General features: G+C 66.8%; 17 protein-coding genes. 9 read left to right on the forward strand and 8 right to left on the reverse strand.

What is annotated here, in order from left to right; genetic code table 11:
- Positions 1-106 precede the first annotated feature (106 nt).
- The 3 genes from AC1DOX_RS19275 to AC1DOX_RS19285 are packed head-to-tail and all read left to right on the forward strand — an operon-like array spanning position 107 to position 2,741.
- On the forward strand, positions 107-1,120 hold the full coding sequence (locus tag AC1DOX_RS19275; protein ID WP_441619593.1) for a DUF2157 domain-containing protein: 1,014 nt from the start codon (positions 107-109) through the stop codon (positions 1,118-1,120).
- Positions 1,117-2,244, forward strand: a complete 1,128-nt coding sequence (locus AC1DOX_RS19280; protein WP_441619595.1) for a DUF4401 domain-containing protein — start codon at positions 1,117-1,119, stop codon at positions 2,242-2,244. The genes AC1DOX_RS19275 and AC1DOX_RS19280 overlap by 4 nt, the downstream gene beginning before the upstream one ends.
- On the forward strand, positions 2,241-2,741 hold the full coding sequence (locus AC1DOX_RS19285; protein WP_441619597.1) for a GDYXXLXY domain-containing protein: 501 nt from the start codon (positions 2,241-2,243) through the stop codon (positions 2,739-2,741). The genes AC1DOX_RS19280 and AC1DOX_RS19285 overlap by 4 nt, the downstream gene beginning before the upstream one ends.
- Before the next feature lie 124 nt (positions 2,742-2,865).
- Here the strand turns inward: AC1DOX_RS19285 and ychF are convergent, their stop codons facing one another.
- The gene (gene ychF / locus AC1DOX_RS19290; RefSeq protein WP_092141039.1) at positions 2,866-3,957 is read right to left on the reverse strand and encodes a redox-regulated ATPase YchF; all 1,092 of its coding nucleotides are present in this window, start codon (positions 3,955-3,957) and stop codon (positions 2,866-2,868) included.
- Positions 3,958-4,089: 132 nt separating this feature from the next.
- Here ychF and AC1DOX_RS19295 point away from each other — a divergent pair, with 132 nt between their 5' ends.
- The 5 genes from AC1DOX_RS19295 (at position 4,090) to AC1DOX_RS19315 (ending at position 11,820) form a co-directional block, all read left to right on the forward strand.
- A complete protein-coding gene (locus tag AC1DOX_RS19295; protein WP_441619599.1) occupies positions 4,090-5,397 on the forward strand; it encodes a UbiH/UbiF family hydroxylase in 1,308 nt (435 codons plus the stop codon).
- An 87-nt stretch (positions 5,398-5,484) separates the two neighbouring features.
- On the forward strand, positions 5,485-6,243 hold the full coding sequence (locus tag AC1DOX_RS19300) for a DsbC family protein (RefSeq protein ID WP_441619601.1): 759 nt from the start codon (positions 5,485-5,487) through the stop codon (positions 6,241-6,243).
- Positions 6,244-6,372: 129 nt separating this feature from the next.
- Positions 6,373-7,374 (forward strand): acrylyl-CoA reductase (NADPH), encoded by a 1,002-nt coding sequence (gene acuI / locus AC1DOX_RS19305; RefSeq protein ID WP_441619603.1) that lies wholly within the window; start codon positions 6,373-6,375, stop codon positions 7,372-7,374.
- Positions 7,375-7,483: 109 nt separating this feature from the next.
- Complete coding sequence (locus tag AC1DOX_RS19310) at positions 7,484-9,298, forward strand: M61 family metallopeptidase (RefSeq protein ID WP_441619646.1); 1,815 nt, start codon at positions 7,484-7,486, stop codon at positions 9,296-9,298.
- A gap of 8 nt (positions 9,299-9,306) precedes the next feature.
- On the forward strand, positions 9,307-11,820 hold the full coding sequence (locus AC1DOX_RS19315; protein ID WP_441619605.1) for an FUSC family protein: 2,514 nt from the start codon (positions 9,307-9,309) through the stop codon (positions 11,818-11,820).
- Here AC1DOX_RS19315 and AC1DOX_RS19320 read toward each other — a convergent pair.
- Both AC1DOX_RS19320 and AC1DOX_RS19325 read right to left on the reverse strand, forming a co-directional pair.
- Complete coding sequence (locus tag AC1DOX_RS19320) at positions 11,817-13,214, reverse strand: ABC transporter ATP-binding protein (protein ID WP_441619607.1); 1,398 nt, start codon at positions 13,212-13,214, stop codon at positions 11,817-11,819. The two genes, AC1DOX_RS19315 and AC1DOX_RS19320, sit on opposite strands and share 4 nt — an antisense overlap.
- Before the next feature lie 10 nt (positions 13,215-13,224).
- Entirely contained in the window at positions 13,225-14,982 is a 1,758-nt protein-coding gene (locus tag AC1DOX_RS19325; RefSeq protein WP_441619609.1) for an ABC transporter permease, read from the reverse strand.
- A 150-nt stretch (positions 14,983-15,132) separates the two neighbouring features.
- Between AC1DOX_RS19325 and AC1DOX_RS19330 the strand changes: the two genes are divergently transcribed.
- A complete protein-coding gene (locus AC1DOX_RS19330) occupies positions 15,133-15,435 on the forward strand; it encodes an acylphosphatase (RefSeq protein WP_441619611.1) in 303 nt (100 codons plus the stop codon).
- A 124-nt stretch (positions 15,436-15,559) separates the two neighbouring features.
- Here AC1DOX_RS19330 and AC1DOX_RS19335 read toward each other — a convergent pair whose 3' ends face one another.
- From AC1DOX_RS19335 to AC1DOX_RS19355, 5 genes are all read right to left on the reverse strand, one after another.
- The gene (locus AC1DOX_RS19335) at positions 15,560-16,342 is read right to left on the reverse strand and encodes a uracil-DNA glycosylase (protein WP_441619613.1); all 783 of its coding nucleotides are present in this window, start codon (positions 16,340-16,342) and stop codon (positions 15,560-15,562) included.
- A gap of 52 nt (positions 16,343-16,394) precedes the next feature.
- The gene (locus tag AC1DOX_RS19340; protein WP_441619615.1) at positions 16,395-17,126 is read right to left on the reverse strand and encodes a CYTH domain-containing protein; all 732 of its coding nucleotides are present in this window, start codon (positions 17,124-17,126) and stop codon (positions 16,395-16,397) included.
- 17 nt (positions 17,127-17,143) lie between these two features.
- On the reverse strand, positions 17,144-17,947 hold the full coding sequence (gene trpC / locus AC1DOX_RS19345) for an indole-3-glycerol phosphate synthase TrpC (protein ID WP_441619617.1): 804 nt from the start codon (positions 17,945-17,947) through the stop codon (positions 17,144-17,146).
- A gap of 5 nt (positions 17,948-17,952) precedes the next feature.
- Positions 17,953-18,981 carry an anthranilate phosphoribosyltransferase gene (gene trpD, locus AC1DOX_RS19350; RefSeq protein WP_092141261.1) on the reverse strand — a complete coding sequence of 343 codons (1,029 nt, stop codon included), beginning with the start codon at positions 18,979-18,981 and terminating at the stop codon, positions 17,953-17,955.
- Between the two features lie 62 nt (positions 18,982-19,043).
- Positions 19,044-19,613: an aminodeoxychorismate/anthranilate synthase component II gene (locus tag AC1DOX_RS19355; protein WP_092141017.1), complete on the reverse strand. Its 570-nt coding sequence runs from the start codon at positions 19,611-19,613 to the stop codon at positions 19,044-19,046.
- Positions 19,614-19,616 lie beyond the last annotated feature (3 nt).

Here is a 19,616-nt window from a genome sequence, read left to right on the forward strand (position 1 = left end):
GGTCACGTCGGCTTTTCAGATTCGTCGCAGGTGCATCCGCGCGGACGGTTTGCTACAGTGCGCCTGACATCGCATTCCGGGATGCAACCTCTCAGGAGATTGCCGTTTGGAAACCTCTTCACATCGCCGCGCCGTGCAACAGGCGCTGGCCGACTGGCGAGCCCAGGACCAGCTCGGCGCCGAGGACTGCGCCCTGGCGTGGGCCCCCACGATGCCGACGCCATCGCACTGGCATCAATGGCTCGACCGCACCCTCCTGATCCTCGGCACGGCACTGCTCTGTGCCGGCGTGATCGTCTTCTTTGCCTTCAACTGGCAAGCCCTGCACAAGTTCACGAAGTTCGGCCTGCTCGCGGCGGTGCTGACGGCGCTGGCCGCACTGGCTGCGCTGCGCCCGACCGGCGACATGGCGGGTCGTGCCGCCTTGGCCGGCGCGCAGGTCATGGGCGGGGTCCTGCTGGCCGTCATCGGCCAGACCTACCAGACCGGTGCCGATGCGTGGCAGTTGTTTGCACTGTGGACCTTGCTGGCCGTTCCGTGGGCGCTGGCGGCACGGGCCGCGCCGCACTGGTGGCTGCCGCTCGTGGTCGGCAACGTCGCGCTGCTGCGCTATTGCAGCATTAGCCTGGGCGTCGGGGGCATGTTCGAGTTGTTGTTCTCGGCGCTTCACGCGCGGGAAGCCACGTTCTTCCTGCTGGCCGCGTCGGTGATCCAGCTGGTGCTCTGGTACCTGCTCGCGACGTGGGCTGGCGCGTGGGGGTTTCGCGGCGTCACCGGGCCGCGCCTGATTGCGGTGCTGGCCATTGCCTATGCGGCGTGGGTCGGACTGGCCAGCCTGATGGCCACGCACGTGGACGGCATCGGGTTGCTTGTCGGCTTCGTTGCCCTGGTCGGGCTCGGCGCCTGGTTCCGCTGGCGGGTCTTCGATATCGTTGTGCTGAGTCTGGTGTGCCTGGCCGGCATCGGACTTGTCGTTTCGGCGCTTGGCCGGTTGCTGTTCGAAGGCCGCGGCGACTTCGGCGCGTTCCTGCTGCTGGCGCTGGTCACGATCGGACTGGCCGCGGCAGCGGCCGCGTGGCTGCTGCGCGTATGGCGCGACATGGCTGGGAGGTCGACATGAATGCAGACCAAATCGAACGCTCGCTTTGGCAGACGCTGGCCGCCCGCGGCGCGGTGCGCGGCGAGTACGCGGGTACGCTGCGCACGCCGTGGCCGATCCGCCTGCTGATGGGGGCGGCCGGCTGGCTCGGCGCGCTGTTCTTTCAACTGTTTCTCGTCGGCTCGGTATTCGCGGCGGCACGCGGCAATGGGCCGGCGATGGCGGTGACCGGCATGGTCATGATCGGCATCGCGGTCGTGCTGTATCGCGTGGCGGGACAGGGCAGCGGACGTATCGCGCTCGGACAGTTCGCCCTGGCCGCCAGTCTCGGCGGGCAGGGCATGCTGGTCTTCGGCGCTGCGGAGGCGCTTGGTGGCGAGCGCCTGGTGAACACCGCGCCGTTCTGGGTGGGCGTGGCAGTGTTGGAGGCGGTCCTGTACCTCATCGTGCCAAACCGCTTGCACCGGTTCCTTGCGGCACTCGGCTTGTGGCTGGCCGTGGCCTTCGCGCTCAACATCGCGCTGGCAGGTGCGGTGCGCTACGCGTGGGCGGTGCTGCCATGGTCGCTGGGCTGGCTGACGCCAGTGGCGTGTGGGGCGGTGACGGTGTTCGTCCTGACCGAGGCAGTGCTCGCGGCTCGGGGACGCCTGGCTCGCTGGGAACCCGCTGCCGACGCGACGCTGGTTTTCGCGCTGGGTGCGGCGTTGCTGGTAACCGGCGCCACGCATCCACTGGCGATGGTCTTCAACGAGAACGGCGCGCCGCGTCTGCCCGGGGCCTGGCTGGCAGGCGCGCTGATCGGTGCCGTGTTGCTTGGGTTCGCGCTGAACGAGTGTCGCCGGTTGCAATGCGCGCCACCTGTCAGCGCGGGCGTGACGGTCGTCACGATTGCCTTTGGCGCGCTGATGGTCATGGCGCCGGCCGTTGCGTCCGGCGTGCTGGCACTCGGCCTGGCGTTACGGCGCGGATCGCTACCGTGGCTTGGCCTGGCGATCGCAACCGTCGCACTCGGCTTTATCTGGTACTACAGCACATTGCAGTGGACGCTGCTGGCCAAGTCGGCCACGCTGGTCGCGTCGGGGGTGTTGTTGCTGGTTGCGCGTAGCGTGCTGATGCGGCTGCCGCGAACGGAGGTTGTCGCATGAAACGCTGGATCTTCGTGGGCTGGCTCCTGGCAATCGGCATCGCATTGGCCGGCATCGTTGGCAAGGAGCGCGTGCTGTCGCATGGCGACGTTCTCTATTTGCGCCTGGCGCCGGTGGACCCACGGTCGCTGATGCAGGGTGACTACATGGCGCTGAATTTCGCGATTGGCATGGAGATCGCTGCGGCTGGACGTCGCGATTCCGCTAAACGCGCGCGCGAGGAAGTCGTGGTGATCCGGCGTGACGCTAGTCAGGTGGGGCACCTGGTTCGGCTGCATGAAGGCGGGCCATTGGCCGAGGGTGAGAAATTGTTGCGCGTCCAGAACGTGCCATCCCGGTGGGGTGGCACGATGGTGCAGGTGTCGACCGATGCCTGGTTCTTCCAGGAAGGGCAGGCCGAACGGTTCGCCAGCGCCCGCTACGGAGAATTCCGCGTCGATGCGAACGGGCAGGCGTTGCTGGTGGGCATGCGCGACGAACACCTGCAGCCGCTCTGACAAGCCCGCATCGCGCGGACGCCGTGGCGTCTCACAATCCGCAGGCAACAAAAAAACCCGGCGATTTGCCGGGCTTTTGGTGTCGACCTGTTGTCGACACGGTCCGTCGATCAGTCGCTTTGGCTCAGACGTTGAACAGGAAGTTCATCACGTCGCCGTCCTTGACGACATACTCCTTGCCTTCGGCGCGCATCTTGCCGGCTTCTTTTGCGCCTTGCTCGCCCTTGAACCCGATGAAGTCGTCATAGGCAATGGTCTGCGCGCGGATGAAGCCGCGTTCGAAGTCCGTGTGAATCACGCCGGCCGCCTTCGGGGCGGTGTCGCCCACGTGGATGGTCCAGGCGCGCACTTCCTTCACGCCAGCGGTGAAGTACGTTTGCAGGCCCAGCAATGTGAAGCCGGCACGGATCACGCGGTCCAGGCCCGGTTCTTCCATGCCGAGGTCGGCCAGGAACTCGGCCTTGTCGGCGTCGTCCAGGTCGGCAATCTCGGCTTCGATTGCGGCGCACACTGCGACCACCGGCGAATTCGTATGCTTGGCGTATTCGCGTACGGCGTCGAGGTGCGGGTTGTTCTCAAAGCCGTCTTCACGCACGTTGGCCACGTACATCGTCGGCTTGGCGGTGATCAGGCAGAACGGACGGATCGCCTCCCACTCCTCGGGCGAGAGGTCCAGCGTGCGCACCGCCTTGGCCTGGTCCAGCACAGCCTGGGCCTTTTCCAGAACGGCCACCAGACGCAGCGCTTCCTTGTCACCCGCGCGGGCCGGCTTGATGTAACGGGCCAGGGCTTTTTCCACGGTAGCCAGGTCGGCCAGCGCAAGTTCGGTATTGATGACTTCGATGTCCGACAGCGGGTCGACCTTGCCGGCCACGTGAATCACATTGTCGTCCTCGAAGCAGCGCACCACATGGGTGATGGCGTCAGTTTCGCGGATGTTGGCCAGGAACTGGTTGCCCAGGCCTTCGCCCTTGGACGCACCCGCCACCAGGCCGGCGATGTCCACGAATTCGACGGTCGCCGGCAGGATGCGCTCCGGCTTGACGATCTCGGCCAGCTTGGCAAGCCTCGGATCCGGCACTTCCACGACGCCGACATTGGGTTCGATCGTGCAGAACGGATAATTTTCGGCGGCGATGCCGGCCTTGGTCAGGGCATTGAACAGCGTGGACTTGCCGACGTTGGGCAGGCCGACGATGCCGCATTTGAGGCTCATGGTATCTGGCTGGAAATAGCAAAACCTGTATTCTAGCGGATGGCCGCTGCCTGCCGAGGGGGCCGACTCCGCCGGGCATGGCTTTGCGCGGTGTCACCGATGGCTGCGACGTCACGTCGCTATAATCCAGCCATGACTGGCCTTGCTGCACCGGCGCGCCGCGCCGCCACATCCTATATGTCCTCGACTCCTTCCTCCCGCTTCCAGATTGCCGTCGTCGGCGGTGGCATCGTCGGCAAGGCCTGCGCGCTGTTGCTGGCCCAGCAGGGCATGCAGGTGGCGCTGGTGGCGCCACGCCCGGCAGGCAATACGGCCCATGCTGGCGAGGATGACTGGGACAGCCGGATCTACGCGTTCTCGGCCAGCTCGCAGGCGCTGCTGGAGCGCCTGCGCGTGTGGGAGGCACTGGACCCGGCGCGCGTACAACCGGTGCGCGACATGCGCATCTGCGGTGACGTCAGTGCTGCCGAGACCAGCCCCTCTCCGCACGGCGATCTCCATTTCTCGGCTTATGCCGCTGCGGTGCCGCAACTGGCCTGGATCATCGAATCCGGTCATGTCGAGCGCGTGCTCGATACCGCGCTGCGCTTCCAGCATCAGGTGCAGTGGTTCGACGATACAGCCGAGGCGCTCGATCGCGATCTCGACGGCGTCACGCTGACGCTGGCCAGCGGCGCGCACGTGCGGGCGAATTGCCTGGTGGGCGCGGACGGCGCCCGGTCGTGGGTACGCCAGCAATGCCATATCGCCACCACGCAGCGGCGCTATCGCCAGCTCGGCGTGGTGGCCAACTTCCGCTGCGAACTGCCCCATCAGGAAACCGCATGGCAGTGGTTCCTCGGTGCCCCAGAAAAGCTGATGGCCGACGAGGAGCCCGCCAACGGCGAGATCCTGGCGATGCTGCCGCTGCCCGGCAACCGGGTATCGATGGTCTGGTCCGCCGATGAAGCGCACGCCCGGGAACTGGTGGCACTGACGCCCGAGGCACTCGCCGCCACCGTGGCACAGGTCGCCAGCGGCGCCGTGGGTGCGCGTTTTGGCGCACTCCGCGCCATCACCCCCGCGCAAGGCTTTCCGCTGGTGCTACAGCGCGCCGAGCAGTTCGTCCAGCCGCATGTGGCGCTGGTGGGCGATGCCGCGCATGTGGTGCATCCGCTGGCCGGGCAGGGCATGAACCTGGGATTGCGCGATGTCGCGGAACTCGGGCGCGTGATGGCCGACAAAGAATCGTTCCGTCCCGAGGGCGACCTGCGCCTGCTGCGCCGCTACGAACGCGCACGCGCCACGGACCTGCTATCGCTGACCGCCGCGACCGATGGACTGCACCGGTTGTTCTCGCTGCCGGGATCCCCGGCGCGCGTGGTACGCAACGCTGGCATGCGCGCCGTGGGCAGCCAGGGACTGCTCAAGCGGTTTCTGATTGGCCGCGCGCTGGGGTGACGGGCTTCGTGCCCACGGCAACGTTCGACGAACACCGAAAAAGCTCGCGCCGGCGCACTGACCGGCACATCGATACCTGGAGTCAACATGTTTCAACTATTCCGCCGCCGTTCCACCCGCTTCACCGCGATTGCCGCCCTGGCAAGCAGCGTGGCGTTGGCCGGATATGCCCTGCACGCGATGGCCGCGGACGAGCCGGGCACCGATCGCATCAAGGCATCGATCCAGAAGATGCTGGGTAGCCGCGCCGAGGTGAAGAGCGTGACCAAGGCCCCGGTGCCGGGCCTGTACGAAGTCAACGTCAGCGGCCAGATCGTCTACACCGACGCCAGCGGCCGCTACATCCTCAACGGCGAGTTGATCGATACCAAGACCAACACCAATCTGACCGAAGAGCGACTGGCCGAGCTCAACAAGATCAAGTGGTCGGACCTGCCGCTGGCGCGCGCCATCAAGTGGACCAAGGGCGATGGCAGTCGTACCGTGGCCGTGTTCTCGGACCCGAACTGCGGCTATTGCAAGAAGATCGAGCAGACCTTCCAGCAGATGGACAACATCACGGTCTACACCTTCCTCTACCCGGTGCTGTCGCCGGATTCGGCGGTCAAGGCCAAGCAGGTCTGGTGCTCCACGGACCGTACCAAGGTCTGGCGCGACTGGATGCTCAGCCACGTGTCGCTGGTGGGCAACGGCGGCTGCAAGACGCCGATCGACGATAACCTGGCGCTGGGCCAGAGCCTGAACATCACCGGCACGCCTGCCGTCTTCTTCATGGACGGTTCGCGCATCCCGGGGGCCGCCGATGTGGCCACGCTGGAGCGCAAGCTCGCAAGTCTCAAAAAGTAGTCGCAGCGCCGGACCTGACCCGGCTGTCTGAAGCGGCCGGCACAGTCCGGCCGCTTTGCATTTCCGGTATCCCAAACACTTCCGTCACAAGACAAGACCGCGCCGGCGCGGCGCCCCCAAGGAGACATCATGACCTTCCAGGCTTTGTTACTGACCCAGGCGGATGGCAAGACGCAGGCCGAGATCGCCGGGCTTGACGAAAACCAGCTGCCCGCCGATGGCAACGTGCTGGTGGCCGTGGACTATTCCACCATCAACTTCAAGGACGGGCTGGCGATCACCGGTCGTTCGCCGGTGGTGCGCAAATGGCCGATGGTGGCCGGCATCGACGGCGCCGGCACCGTACTCGACTCCGGCGACCCGCGCTGGAAGACCGGGGACCGTGTGGTGCTGAATGGCTTCGGCGTGGGCGAGACCCACTGGGGCTGCCTCGCGCAGCGGGCGCGGCTCAAGGGCGAATGGCTGGTCAGGCTGCCCGATGCGTTCACGACCCGTCAGGCGATGGCGATCGGCACGGCGGGCTATACGGCGATGCTGTCGGTGCTGGCGCTGGAGCGCGGCGGCATGAAAGGCCCCGTGCACCCCGGCGATGGCGATGTGCTGGTGACCGGCGCGTCGGGCGGCGTGGGATCGGTGGCCATCGCCATCCTGTCCAAACTCGGCTATCGCGTGACGGCGTCCACCGGCAAGACGTCGGAGGCAGACTTCCTGCGGGCGCTGGGCGCAGCCGAAGTCATCGACCGCGCCGAACTGGGCGCTCCGGGCAAGCCGCTGCAAAAGGAGCGTTGGGCCGCCGTGATCGATTCGGTGGGCTCCCATACGCTGGTCAACGCGTGCGCCCAGGTGCGCTATGGCGGCGTGGTGACCGCGTGCGGGCTGGCGCAGGGCATGGATTTTCCGGCATCCGTGGCGCCGTTCATCCTGCGTGGCGTGACGCTGGCAGGCGTCGACAGTGTGCAGGCGCCCATGTCGCTGCGCGAGACCGCGTGGAAGCGGCTGGCTCAGGATCTGGCACCGGACCGGCTGCAGGCTATCACGCGCGAGATCAGGCTGGCGGAGGCCATCGACGCGGGGCGGATGATTGTCGAAGGGGGAATGCGCGGGCGTGTGGTGGTCGATGTGAACGGTTGATGCCGCGCGGCCGGCTGCGCTGCCGCGCGCGCGATCGTGCGATGGAACTCGCCGGTCGCGCCATCCGGTGTCTCCGACGGCACCGGAACGTGACGCTACAATCGTGACCATGACTTCGATCCGCTACGCCATCGCTCCGCTTCATCTCGAAGCCCACGTGTTTGCCGTCACCGTGACGGTGGACATGCCCGATCCCGCCGGCCAGGTCTTCACGCTGCCAGCGTGGATCCCGGGCAGTTACATGATCCGCGACTTCGCACGCAATATCGTTCGCATCCGTGCCGATGCGGGCGGCAGGCAGCTGCCGCTGACCAAGCTGGACAAGCAAAGCTGGCAGGCCGAGCCCATCGGCGCCGAAGACGGCCCGCTGGTGCTCAGCTACGAGGTCTACGCGTGGGACTTGTCCGTGCGCAGCGCGCACCTGGATACCACGCACGGCTTCTACAACGGCAGCTCGGTGTTCCTGCGCGTGGATGGCCAGGACCACCTGCCTTGCACCGTCGACATTCATGCCCCGGCAGGCGCCGCCTATGCCGACTGGCGCGTGGCCACCGCGCTGCCCGAAGCTCGCGGCCCCGGCGGCGCGCGTCGCTACGGCTTCGGCCGCTACCAGGCTTCGGATTACGACGAGCTGATCGACCATCCCGTGGAAATGGGCACGTTCGCGCTGGCCAGCTTCCGTGCCTGCGGCACCCAGCACGATGTGGTCTTCACGGGCCGCGTCCCGCAACTCGACCTGCAGCGCATCTGCCGTGACCTGAAGCAGATCTGCGAAGCGCAGATCCGCATGTTCGAGCCGCGCACGGCGCGCGCACCGTTCCTCGACAGCAATCGCCGCTACGTCTTCATGACGATGGTCACGACCGATGGCTACGGCGGCCTGGAGCACCGCGCCAGCACGGCGCTGATGTGCGCGCGCGGCGACCTGCCGGCGCGCGGGGATAGCGAGACCAGCGAGGGATATCGCACATTCCTGGGGCTGTGCAGCCACGAGTATTTCCACACGTGGAACGTCAAGCGGATCAAGCCGGCGGCGTTCGTGCCGTACAAGTTGGCGCAGGAAACCTACACGCCGCTGCTGTGGCTGTTCGAAGGCTTCACCAGTTACTACGACGATCTGATCCTGGCCCGTACCGGGCTGGTGACGGAGGCGCAATACGTCGAGATGCTGGCCAAGACCTGGAACGGCGTACTGCGCGGCAATGGCCGCACGAAGCAGAGCGTGGCCGACAGCGCCTTCGATGCATGGACGAAGTACTACCGGCAGGACGAGAACGCGCCGAACGCGATCGTCAGCTATTACACCAAGGGTTCGCTGGTAGCGCTGGCGTTGGACCTCACCATCCGCGAGAAGACGCGGGGCCGCAAGTCGCTGGATGACATCATGCGTGCGCTGTGGCAGCGCTACGGGCGCGACTTCTACGCGCCGGGTGCGAAGCAGCGTGGCGTGACCGAAGCGGAGGTCCATGCGCTGTTCGACGAGGTCACCGGGCTGCGACTGGGATCGCTGTTGCGGGCGCTGACCGAGGGCACGGGCGAGATCGGCCTGGTGCCGCTGTTCCGCGCGTTCGGCATCAAGGCCGAAGTGCAGAAGCCGGCGGCCGGCGCCGCGCTTGGCATCAAGACTCGCACCGAGGATGGCTGGGTGCGCGTGAGCCAGGTGCTGGATGGCGGCGCGGGCCAGGCGGCGGGTGTGTCGGCGGGAGACCTGCTGGTGGCGCTCGATGGTTTGCGGCTGGCCCCAGGCCAGCTCGACAAGCTGCTGGCGCGCTATCGGCCGGGCGATCGGGCCGAGCTGCACGTGTTCCGCCGTGACGAGTTGCAGGTGCTGCCCATCACGCTGGCGCGCGAGCCGGCCGTGCAGTACAAGGTGTCCGTGGAGTCCGGCAAGCATGCGGCCCGCGTACGCTGGCTGGGTCACTAAGCTGTCCCATGGAATACGCGCACGATCCTCGTACGTTTCTTTACTCGCACTACCTCTACCGTGGCCTGCGGTCGGCCACGGGCGTGATTGGCGCGACGCTGGTGGCGATGCAGTTCATGGACCTGCCCAGCGCGATGGTGGTGTCGATGGGCGCGCTCTGCACCAGCCTGATGGACCTGCCGAGCCCGCTGAACCACAAGTTCAACGAGATGCTGGCCAGCGTGCTGCTGTGCACCGCTGTCACCGGCGTGGTGGCGCTGGCCACGCCGTTTCCGCGCGTGATGCCGCTGGTGCTGGTGCTGGTCACGTTCCTGGCCGGCATGATGACGGTCTACGGCAACAAGACGATGCCACTGCAGTTCTCGGCCTTGTTCGTCATGACGTTGACGGTCAACGAGGACTTCGTCGTGCGCAAGGCACTGGCGCACGCGGCGCTGTTCGGCGGCGGGGCGCTGGCCTACATGGCCTACGCCATGGTGGTCAGCTGGGTCATGGAACGGCGTACCCGGCAGCAGATCCTGGCCGAATCGCTCTACGAGATGGCTCGCTACCTTGAGATCAAGGCCGCCTTCTACGACGCCGGTACGGACTACGAGGAACAGTTCAACCAGCTCGTGCGCCAGCAGATCGTGGTGGCCGAACGCCAGCAGGCGGCGCGCGACCTGGTCCTGCGCGGCAACAAGACAAAACGTGACGGCCTGCTGGTGCAGACCCACCTGCGGATGCTCGATCTCTACGAGTACATCCTGTCCACCAACACCGACTACCCCCTGCTGCGCCAGACCTTCGGCGGCACGCCGGTGCTGGACGCGCTGCGCCGGCTGGTGCTGGGCATGTGCAAGGACGTGGAGGAAATTGCCTACGACGTCACGCGCGGCAAGCCGTCGTACAGCGCCTACGACTACGGCCCCGACCTGCGCGTGGTGGAGCGCGAGATTGCGCAGTTGCGACACCATCACGTGTCGCCCGCGGCGATGACCGCCCTGTCCGATACGCTGGACATGATTCGCGGCGCGGCCACGCTGGTCGGACAGTTGCACGAGGCGTCACGCACGCCCGTGGAGCCGGCGCAGGTATTGCCGGGGGCGGACATGACGCCGTTCCTGACGCGCCAGAAGTACGAACTGGACGTGGTGCGCGACAACCTGCACTGGCGCTCCCCGGCCTTCCGCTTCTCGCTGCGGATCACGATGGCGGTGGCGGTGGGCCTCTGGATCGGCGAGCACCTGCCGTACGCCTCGCACGGCTACTGGATCCTGTTGACGATCATCGTCATCCTGAAGCCCAACTACAGCATGACCAAGCAGCGCTACAACGACCGCCTGATCGGTACGCTGATTGGCTGCATCATCAGCGTGGTCGTGCTGCGCTTCATCCACGATCCGCTGTTGCTGCTTGGCGTGCTGTTCGCGGCGCTGGTGGCCAGCGCGACGTTCTCGACAATCAAGTACCGCTACACGGCGATTGCGGCCTGCGTGCAGGTGCTGATCCAGATCAACCTGCTGATGCCCGGCAGCCAGACCGTGGTGGGCGAGCGGCTGATCGACACGGTTATCGGCGGCGTCATCGCGTCGATCTTCAGCTTTGTGCTGCCCAGCTGGGAATACCGCGCGATTCCCAAGCTGGTGGGCAACGTGCTGCAGGCCAACCGTCGCTATATCGCCGCCACACGGGACTTGCTGTTGCGACGCGCGAAGGATGACTTTGCCTATCGCGTCCAGCGCAAGCAGTTCATGGACGCCTTGTCGGCGTTGATTGGCGCGTTCCAGCGGATGCTGGACGAGCCGCGCAGCCGGCATCGCGCGGTGGATAACCTGAACCGGTTCATCGTGCAGAACTACCTGGTTGCCGCCCACGTGGCCGCCGCGCGCATCCACGTGCGGCAGCACTATGGCGAGCTGGATATCCCGGCGGCGGAGGCGGCGATCGAGCAGGCGACCGACGCGGCCCTGCGCAGCCTGACGCTGGCCAGCGAGCGTCTGGCCGGCGAGGAGCGGCATGGCCCGCGCGGCGCGGGTTTCATCCGCACGCCGGCCGAGACCGCGGTGGCCGGCGTCGGGCTGGTACATCAGAGCGGCGTGCCCGAACCCGCGCTGGCGGCTGTCGGGGCGAATGCGGGGGCGAATGTGGGGGCAAGCGGGGGAGCAAGCGCGGGAGTATCCGAAGGGGGCGCGGCCCCGGCAAGGGGCGCCGATCCGGTGCCCGGGGCGGCGGCCGGATCGATGGCCGGATCGCCGGCAGTGAGCGATCGCGATGCCGATGACGCCAGCGATCGCCGCGCCCGCATCGCCGATTCGGCCGACCGCCGCAAGGCGGACGTGCTGGTGCAGGCTGCGGCAGCCGGCGAGATCGGTGCGAACGATCCGTTGCAGAAATCCCCGCGCGCCGAATCCACCGCCAGCTCAACCGGCCGTGTCGCGAACGCGGTGCTGGAGCGTCGCCTGCGCGCCTTGCGCGAGGACGCCGCGAAGATCGCGCTGCGGACCGGCGCGATTGGCCGTGCGATGCGGATGGGCGTCTAGCTGCCCGCGCTGTCCTCTTTGTTGGCTTCGTCCGCTTCTTCCCTATGGGGCCGGCGGTCGTCTTCCACCGCGATCTCCGGCGCCGGCAGCGTCAGCATCCCGCTGTTGTAAGAATACGCGTAGACCTCGCCGTAGCGGCCCCAGCCGATGGCGATGGTCAGCACGCGCTTCGCTTCGTCCGGCTTCAGGTATGCCTCCAGTTCACGCAGCACCGCTTCCTCGCCGACCTCGCCATCGACGCTGGTCTGCAGTTCATGGCGGATGTGAGCGGCCAGTGCCACGTGCATCAGCAATTGCTTGCCGAACAGCACCTTGCGCTCGGGCGGCTCGGTCTCGTAGTAGGCGCGGCCCAGCGGCGTGGCGGTGATGTCGCCGCGCTCGATCGTGGCCAGCCCCAGCAGTTGCAGTGCTTCGCAGGCGGGCAGCAGTTCGTCGTCGGTCAGGCCGGCTTCGTTGGCCAGGTGCGGCAGGTCGGCACGTCCGAAGAACGGCGACTCGTGCAGCAGGTCCAGGATGGCCTCCATCTGGCTGATATCGGCATCCGGCAGCCGGTAGCCGATCTGCTGTGCCGCCGCCATCGCCGGCACGCGCGGGCCGAGCGTCACAGGCGAGGTCATCAGCGTATAGACCTCGTCGATCAGCGCACGCACCTGCGCGTCGTCACGGTTGCGCGGACGCGGGAACGGCACGCGCACCTCGGCCCGCACGCGGCCCGGATCGCTCGACAGGATCACGATCCGGTCCGCCATCATCACCGCTTCCTCGATGTTGTGGGACACAATCAGAATGCTCTTGATGTTGGCGCGGCCCGAGGCCCACAGTTCGAGCATTTCGTCGCGCAGCGTTTCCCCGGTCAGCACGTCCAGCGCGGAGAAGGCTTCGTCCATCAGCAGGAGATCGGGCTCGGTCACCAAGGCCCGCGCGATACCCACGCGCTGGCGCATGCCGCCGGAAAGCTCGCGGGGCAGGGCGCTGTTGAAGCCCGACAGGCCGATCATGTCGATCGCGGCCTCGGCGCGGCGGGCGCGTTCGCCGCGCGCCACCCCCTGTGCCTCCAGCCCCAGTTCGACGTTCTGCTGCACCGTCAGCCACGGAAACAGCGCGAATGACTGGAACACCATGGCGATGCCCTCGGCGGTGCCGGCCAGCCGGTTGCCGCGGAAGCGGACCTCGCCGCGGTCCGCACCGACCAGCCCGGCCATGATGCGCAGCAGGGTGGATTTTCCCGAGCCCGATTTGCCGAGCATGGCGACAATCTCGCCTTCGCGCAGCGTCAGGTCGACGCCCTCCAGCACCGCCCGGTCCGTGTGGTCGGCGGTGCGGAAGATCTTGCCGACATTGCGCAGCTCGATCACGGGCGCGGCGGCGGGGGAATGATTGTCGTGCAGTGCCATCGTGGATTCTTCAGAGACGGGTGCGCGCCTGCGCGAGGTCATAGAGGCGGTTCCAGAGCAGCCGGTTGAATCCGACCACGAACAGGGCCATCACGCAGATGCCCAGCGCGATGCGCGGGAAGTCACCGCGCGAGGTCATTTCGGCGATATAGCTGCCCAGCCCGGTCGCCACCATCGTGCGGTCGCCCCAGGTCACGTATTCGGACACGATACTCGCGTTCCAGGAGCCGCCCGCCGCCGTCACGAGGCCGGTCAGCAGGCTGGGGAACACGGCCGGTATCAGGAAGCGGCGCCAGAGCAGCCAGCCTTTCAGGCCGAAGTTGCGCGCAGCCAGCCGCAGTTCCGTGGGAATGCCGGACGCCCCGGCCACCACGTTGAACAGGATGTACCACTGCGTACCGAAGATCATCAGCGGGCTCAGCCAGATTTCGGGATTCAGGCCCAGCTTGACGATGGCCATCACGGCCAGCGGGAACATCAGGTTGGCCGGGAAGGCCGCCAGGAACTGGGCCACCGGCTGGGCAACGCGGGCCACGGCGGGATTCAGGCCGATGCGGATGCCCACCGGTACCCAGACCAGCGCGGCCAGCGCGATCAGCACGATCACGCGGATCATCGTCAGCGCGCCGAGCCACAGCACGCGTGCGGCCTCTGCCCAGCCGACTTCGCTATGCACGAAGTGGATGATGCGATACAGCGCCAGCACGGCGATGGCGATGATCACCGCGTCGCGCAGCCGGTCGATCCACGGCGCGAAGCGCGCGGGCGCCGCCGGAATGGCCACCATGCCGCGATGCCTGGCGCTCCAGGCCAGCGTACGGCCGCCCAGCCCGGCCGCCCACTTGAGCAGCGCGTGCACCCAGGCCGAACGGCGCAACAGGTTCAGCAGCCACGATTGCGGCGCGTCGTCCTGCGCCAGGGTCTCAAAGCGGAAGCGATCGGCCCACGCCACCAGCGGGCGAAACAGGAGCTGGTCGTACAGGACGATGCCGAAGAGCATCGCCACGATGGCCCAGCCGATTGCTGCCAGGTCCTGTTGCTGGATCGCCAGCGCAATATACGAACCGATGCCGGGCAGGCGGATGTCATGGCCGGATACCGAAATCGCTTCCGATGCGACCACGAAGAACCAGCCGCCGGACATCGACATCATCATGTTCCACAACAGGCCCGGCATGGCATAGGGCACTTCCAGCCGCCAGAAGCGCTGCCAGGGTGAGAGCCGGAACATCGACGCCGCTTCCAGCAGGTCACCGGGGATCGTGCGGAATGACTGGTAGAGGCTGAAGGCCATGTTCCAGGCCTGCGAGGTAAAGATCGCGAAGATCGCCGCGCATTCCACGCCGGCGAGGTTGCCGGGAAACAGCGCGATAAAGCCTGTGACGGTGATCGACAGAAAGCCCAGCACGGGGATGGACTGGAGGATGTCCAGCGCAGGCACCATCACCTTTTCCGCCGTGCGGCTGCGCGAAGCCAGCGCGGCAAAGGCAAAGGAAAACAGTAGCGACGCGGCCAGTGCGGCCAGCATGCGAATGCTGGTGCGCATCAGGTAGTAGGGCAGCCAGGCCACATCGAGGTGGACGGCCAGTGCTTCGCCGGGCTGGTACGGCACGTCCATCTGTCGCGCCGCATAGGCGACGATGACGATGACGGCCAGGATGATCGGCAGCAGTGCGAAGTCGAACCGATTGGGCGGCGCAGTCAGCAACTGGCCGACGTAGCCGGGCGCCGGCGCGGACTTGGCGGAGAGCTCAGGCGTTGGTGGCATGGTGGCGGTCTCGGTCTGCGAACAGGGATGGAGCGCGGGATGCCTGCTGCGGCACAATTCCGTGAATCGCCCACCTAGGTAACGTCTGGAGGTCCTAGGGAGTTTACCTAGGCTCCATGAGAATGATGACGATCGAACAAGGAGCTTTCCATGGCACCGGCCAATGACGCGAATGAAGTCAATGAAACCTGGCGCCTGCTGGCGCACGGCCGCGTGCAGGGCGTGGGCTATCGCGCGGCCTGCGCGGATCGGGCGACGGCACTTGGCCTGAGTGGCTGGGTCCGCAACCGGGCCGACGGAACCGTGGAGGTGATGGCCTGCGGCGCGCCCCGAAAGCTGCAGGCGCTGCTCGCCTGGATGGCGTCCGGGCCGCCCGCGGCGCGGGTGACGAATGTGGACGTTTCCCCGGGGGAGGGAACGTTCGAAGGATTCAGCTTGCAGCCCACGGCCTGACTGGCTGCGGCGGGCAGGTCAGGTGGGTTGCGCGGCGCGGTGCGGTGCGTGGGTAGGCGGGCTCGGCCTACATGCCCGACCAGCCGCGTGCTGACTCGCCGCTTGCTGGCCGACGTCAGGCCAGTCAGGCCGACAGCCAGTCGATACCGGTACGTTCGTGACGCGCCAGCCAGTCGTTGGCCTGGCGGAAATGCCCGCAGCCCAGGAAGCCCCGGTGTGCCGACAGCGGCGACGGATGCGGCGCTTCCAGCACGCAGTGCGACTGGCCTTCCAGCAGCGCGCGCTTGGCCTGCGCGTGGCTGCCCCAGAGCAGGAAGACCAGGTTCGGCCGCGCGACGGCCAGCGCATGGATCAGGCAGTCGGTCACGGCTTCCCAGCCGCGCCGCGCGTGACTGGCCGCCTGCCCTTGTTCCACCGTCAGCACGGTATTCAGCAGCAGAACACCCTGTCGCGCCCAACCTTCCAGGTTGCCGGAAGCGCGGGTCGGCTCGGCACCATATTCGGCACCGATCTCCTTGAAAATATTGCGCAGGCTCGGCGGCACCTTGACGCCGTCCGGCACGGAAAAGGCCAGTCCGTGCGCTTGCGGGATCTCCACGCCGCCGACCGCCCCGGTGCCGTGATACGGGTCCTGGCCGAGAATGACGACTTTGACCGTGTCGGGCGGCGTCAGGTGCAGGGCGTGGAACACCGCGTGCGGAAATACCGGCTTGCCGGCCGCGCGCTCGCCATCGACAAAGGCAGCCAGTGCCTCCCAGGCCGGGTTGCCGAGGCACGGCGCCAGCAGTTCGCGCCAGGCGGCGGGCAGGGCGTCCACCTGTGCTTGCAGGCTGGCGATGGTCGGGACGGGCGTGGCGCTCGTGACGAGGGTGGCGGGCGCGGCGGTGGCGAACAGGTCAGCTTGCATGCGGAATGAGAAAAGTCGCGGAACTCCCGCGATATGCGGGAGGCAGGCAGTATTACAGAAGCTGGCCGCCGGTCAGGCGATATCCACGCGCGGCCTTGCTGAGGTCGGATGGCGTGAGCGGCGCGACGTGTGCGAGTCGACGCCCGAAGGCGCGCAGCGCGGCTTCGATCCTGTCGTTGGCGCTATCAGCGGTCCGATCGTCGGTCTTTGCGTTGGCCCGATCCTTCGCGCCGCCGTCGGCCTTGCCATGAACGGGCGGATCATGAACGGGCAACTCATTAGCGGGCAGATCACCGGGTAGCCATTCGAGCTCCAGTTCCTGGATGTGCTCGGACTTGTCGGTCCCGGGCGCCGTGATGGCGCCCGTATCGAGCGCGGCTTCAATGCGCACGCCGTCCTGCTCGACGATCCATGTCCGGCGGACGAAGTCGGTCCGGAACACCGGGGCGAGCTTGCCTGCGAGCGGCGCGAGCACCTTGCGGGCCTCGTCGGGAAAGCGCGCGAGATCGAGGGCCGCGCCGACCACCTCGGTTTCCCATTCGTGCCGGGAGGCCAGGCCGCCGGCGCTGCTACCCGCCGTCTTCAGGGTTTGCAGCCACTGCGAGCCCTTCTTGCGCAGCCGCAGCGCGGCGCGGGCTCGCGCCAGGTCGCGGTCGGGCGTGTCGAGATAGACGTTGAGCAACGTGGTCTCGCCGCATGGCTGGCCGTTGGCGTCCAGCCATGCCGCGACGGCCGCCAGTGCCGCATCGGGCACGGCCAGCTTCAGTTCGATTTCACGTGCCATGGTCCGGGCTCTGATGATCAGGCAAACAGCCGCGCCAGCTCCACGCCCGGATCGGGTGCGCGCATGAAGGCCTCGCCAACGAGGAATGCATTGACGTTGGCGTCCCGCATGCGTTTTACGTCGGACGCGCCGAGGATGCCCGATTCGGTCACCACCAGGCGATCCGCCGGCATGTCGTGCAGCAGGTCCAGCGTGTTGTCGAGCGAGACCTCGAACGTGCGAAGGTTGCGGTTGTTCACGCCTACCAGCGGCGTTTTCAGACGCAGCGCGTGGTCGAGCTCGTCGGCGCCGTGCACTTCCACCAGCACATCCATGCCGAGCTCGAGCGCGCAGGCCTCCAGGTCTCCCATCAGGCCAGGATCCAGCGCCGCCACGATCAGCAGAATGCAGTCGGCCCCCCACGTGCGGGCTTCGTAGACCTGGTACAGGTCCATCATGAAGTCCTTGCGCAGCGCGGGCAGCGGGCAGGCGCCGCGCGCGCGCTTCAAGTAATCCGCGTGGCCCTGGAAGAAGTTCACGTCGGTCAGCACCGACAGGCAGGCTGCGCCATGGCTGGCGTAGGTCTCCGCGATGGCTTCGGGCACGAAGTTCTCGCGCAGCACGCCTTTGGAGGGCGACGCTTTCTTGACCTCGGCGATCACGGCGGCGTGTCCGGCCGCGATCTTGCCTCGCAGCGAGCGCTCAAAGCCGCGCGGGGCCAGCCCGGGTTCGTGACGCAGGCTTTCGGCTTCCGCGCGCAGGCTCGTCAGGTCGCGCTTCTTGCGTGCGGCGGCCACTTCGTCGGCCTTCACGGCCAGGATCTTTTGCAGGATGTCGGACATGGCGTTTACTTGAATTGCTGCGTGGCGCGCACGAACTGGTCGAGCTTCTCGCGAGCGGCCCCGCTGGCGATGGCCTCGCGCGCACGGCGGATGCCATCTTCGATCGAACCGGCGACATTGGCGGCGTACAACGCGGCACCGGCATTCAGCGACACGATCTCTCGCGGCGTACCGGGCACGTCGGTCAGCGCTTCGAGCAGCATCTCCTTCGACTCCGCCGCATCGGCCACCTTCAGGCCGCGATTGGAAATCATCGACAGGCCGAAATCTTCCGGATGGATCTCATACTCGCGGACTTCGCCGTCCTTGAGTTCGCCCACCAGCGTGGCGGCGCCCAGCGAGACCTCGTCCATGCCGTCCTTGCCATAGACCACCAGCGCGTGCTTTGCGCCGAGGCGCTGCATCACGCGTACCTGAATGCCGACCAGATCCGGGTGGAATACACCCATCAGGATGTTAGGCGCGTCGGCAGGGTTGGTCAGCGGGCCCAGGATGTTGAAAATCGTGCGGACGCCCATTTCCTTGCGGATCGGCGCCACATTCTTCATGGCGGGGTGGTGCGTCGGCGCGAACATGAAGCCGATGCCGGTCGCCTCGATGCATTGGCCCACCTGTTCGGGCGACAGCATGATGTTCACGCCAAGGGCTTCCAGCACGTCGGCGCTGCCGGACTTGGACGACACCCCACGGTTGCCGTGCTTGGCGATCTTCGCGCCCGCCGCGGCCGCGACGAACATCGACGCCGTGGAGATATTGAATGTGTGAGAGCCGTCGCCGCCCGTACCGACGATATCGACAAAGTTCTCGCGGTCGGTCACGGCCACCTTGTTGGCGAACTCGCGCATCACCTGCGCCGCCGCGGAAATCTCGCCGATGGTCTCTTTCTTGACGCGCAGGCCGGTCAGGATGGCGGCCGCCATCACGGGAGAGATCTGCGCCTGCATGATTTGCCGCATCAGGTGCAGCATTTCGTCATGAAAGATCTCGCGGTGTTCGATGCAGCGCGTCAGCGCTTCCTGCGGCGTGATGGACATGGCGGATTCTTGGGTGTCGTGGGCGATGGGGGCGGGCGCGAGCGTCGAGGGATCGAGCCGCTTCATCGTGGTGCCTTGATGAAATTGGCCAGCAGCGCATGGCCGTGCTCGGACAGGATCGATTCCGGGTGAAACTGTACGCCCTCCACGGCCAGCGTCTTGTGCCGCACACCCATGATCTCGCCGTCTGGCGTCCAGGCGGTGACTTCCAGGCAGTCCGGCAGCGTCTCGCGCTCGATTGCCAGCGAATGATAGCGCGTCACGTCGAAGTGCCTGGGCAGCCCGGCGAACACGCCTTCCTGCGTGGTTTCGATCGTGCTCACCTTGCCGTGCATGACCTGCTTGGCGCGGATCACCTTGCCGCCAAAGGCTTCGCCGATGGCCTGGTGGCCCAGGCACACGCCCAGCAGCGGCACCTTGCCGGCAAAGTGCTGCAGCACGGCCACCGAGATGCCCGCTTCGCGCGGGCTGCACGGGCCCGGAGAGACGCAGATGTGGTCGGGCTTCAGGGCTTCGATCTCTTCGATCGTGATCTCGTCGTTGCGGTAGGTCCGCACGTTGGCGCCCAGTTCGCCGAAGTACTGCACCAGGTTGTAAGTAAACGAGTCGTAGTTGTCGATCATCAGCAGCATGGT

The organism is Cupriavidus sp. 01L415, from assembly GCF_056400065.1.

Excerpts from the sequence above, each read along its gene's own strand:
- AC1DOX_RS19280 (WP_441619595.1), top strand. The coding sequence starts at position 1,117 with ATGAATGCAGACCAAATCGAACGCTCGCTTTGGCAGACGCTGGCCGCC.
- AC1DOX_RS19285 (WP_441619597.1), top strand. The coding sequence starts at position 2,241 with ATGAAACGCTGGATCTTCGTGGGCTGGCTCCTGGCAATCGGCATCGCA.
- ychF (WP_092141039.1), bottom strand. The coding sequence starts at position 3,957 with ATGAGCCTCAAATGCGGCATCGTCGGCCTGCCCAACGTCGGCAAGTCC.
- AC1DOX_RS19295 (WP_441619599.1), top strand. The coding sequence starts at position 4,090 with ATGACTGGCCTTGCTGCACCGGCGCGCCGCGCCGCCACATCCTATATG.
- AC1DOX_RS19300 (WP_441619601.1), top strand. The coding sequence starts at position 5,485 with ATGTTTCAACTATTCCGCCGCCGTTCCACCCGCTTCACCGCGATTGCC.
- acuI (WP_441619603.1), top strand. The coding sequence starts at position 6,373 with ATGACCTTCCAGGCTTTGTTACTGACCCAGGCGGATGGCAAGACGCAG.
- AC1DOX_RS19310 (WP_441619646.1), top strand. The coding sequence starts at position 7,484 with ATGACTTCGATCCGCTACGCCATCGCTCCGCTTCATCTCGAAGCCCAC.
- AC1DOX_RS19315 (WP_441619605.1), top strand. The coding sequence starts at position 9,307 with ATGGAATACGCGCACGATCCTCGTACGTTTCTTTACTCGCACTACCTC.
- AC1DOX_RS19320 (WP_441619607.1), bottom strand. The coding sequence starts at position 13,214 with ATGGCACTGCACGACAATCATTCCCCCGCCGCCGCGCCCGTGATCGAG.
- AC1DOX_RS19325 (WP_441619609.1), bottom strand. The coding sequence starts at position 14,982 with ATGCCACCAACGCCTGAGCTCTCCGCCAAGTCCGCGCCGGCGCCCGGC.
- AC1DOX_RS19330 (WP_441619611.1), top strand. The coding sequence starts at position 15,133 with ATGGCACCGGCCAATGACGCGAATGAAGTCAATGAAACCTGGCGCCTG.
- AC1DOX_RS19335 (WP_441619613.1), bottom strand. The coding sequence starts at position 16,342 with ATGCAAGCTGACCTGTTCGCCACCGCCGCGCCCGCCACCCTCGTCACG.
- AC1DOX_RS19340 (WP_441619615.1), bottom strand. The coding sequence starts at position 17,126 with ATGGCACGTGAAATCGAACTGAAGCTGGCCGTGCCCGATGCGGCACTG.
- trpC (WP_441619617.1), bottom strand. The coding sequence starts at position 17,947 with ATGTCCGACATCCTGCAAAAGATCCTGGCCGTGAAGGCCGACGAAGTG.
- trpD (WP_092141261.1), bottom strand. The coding sequence starts at position 18,981 with ATGTCCATCACGCCGCAGGAAGCGCTGACGCGCTGCATCGAACACCGC.
- AC1DOX_RS19355 (WP_092141017.1), bottom strand. The coding sequence starts at position 19,613 with ATGCTGCTGATGATCGACAACTACGACTCGTTTACTTACAACCTGGTG.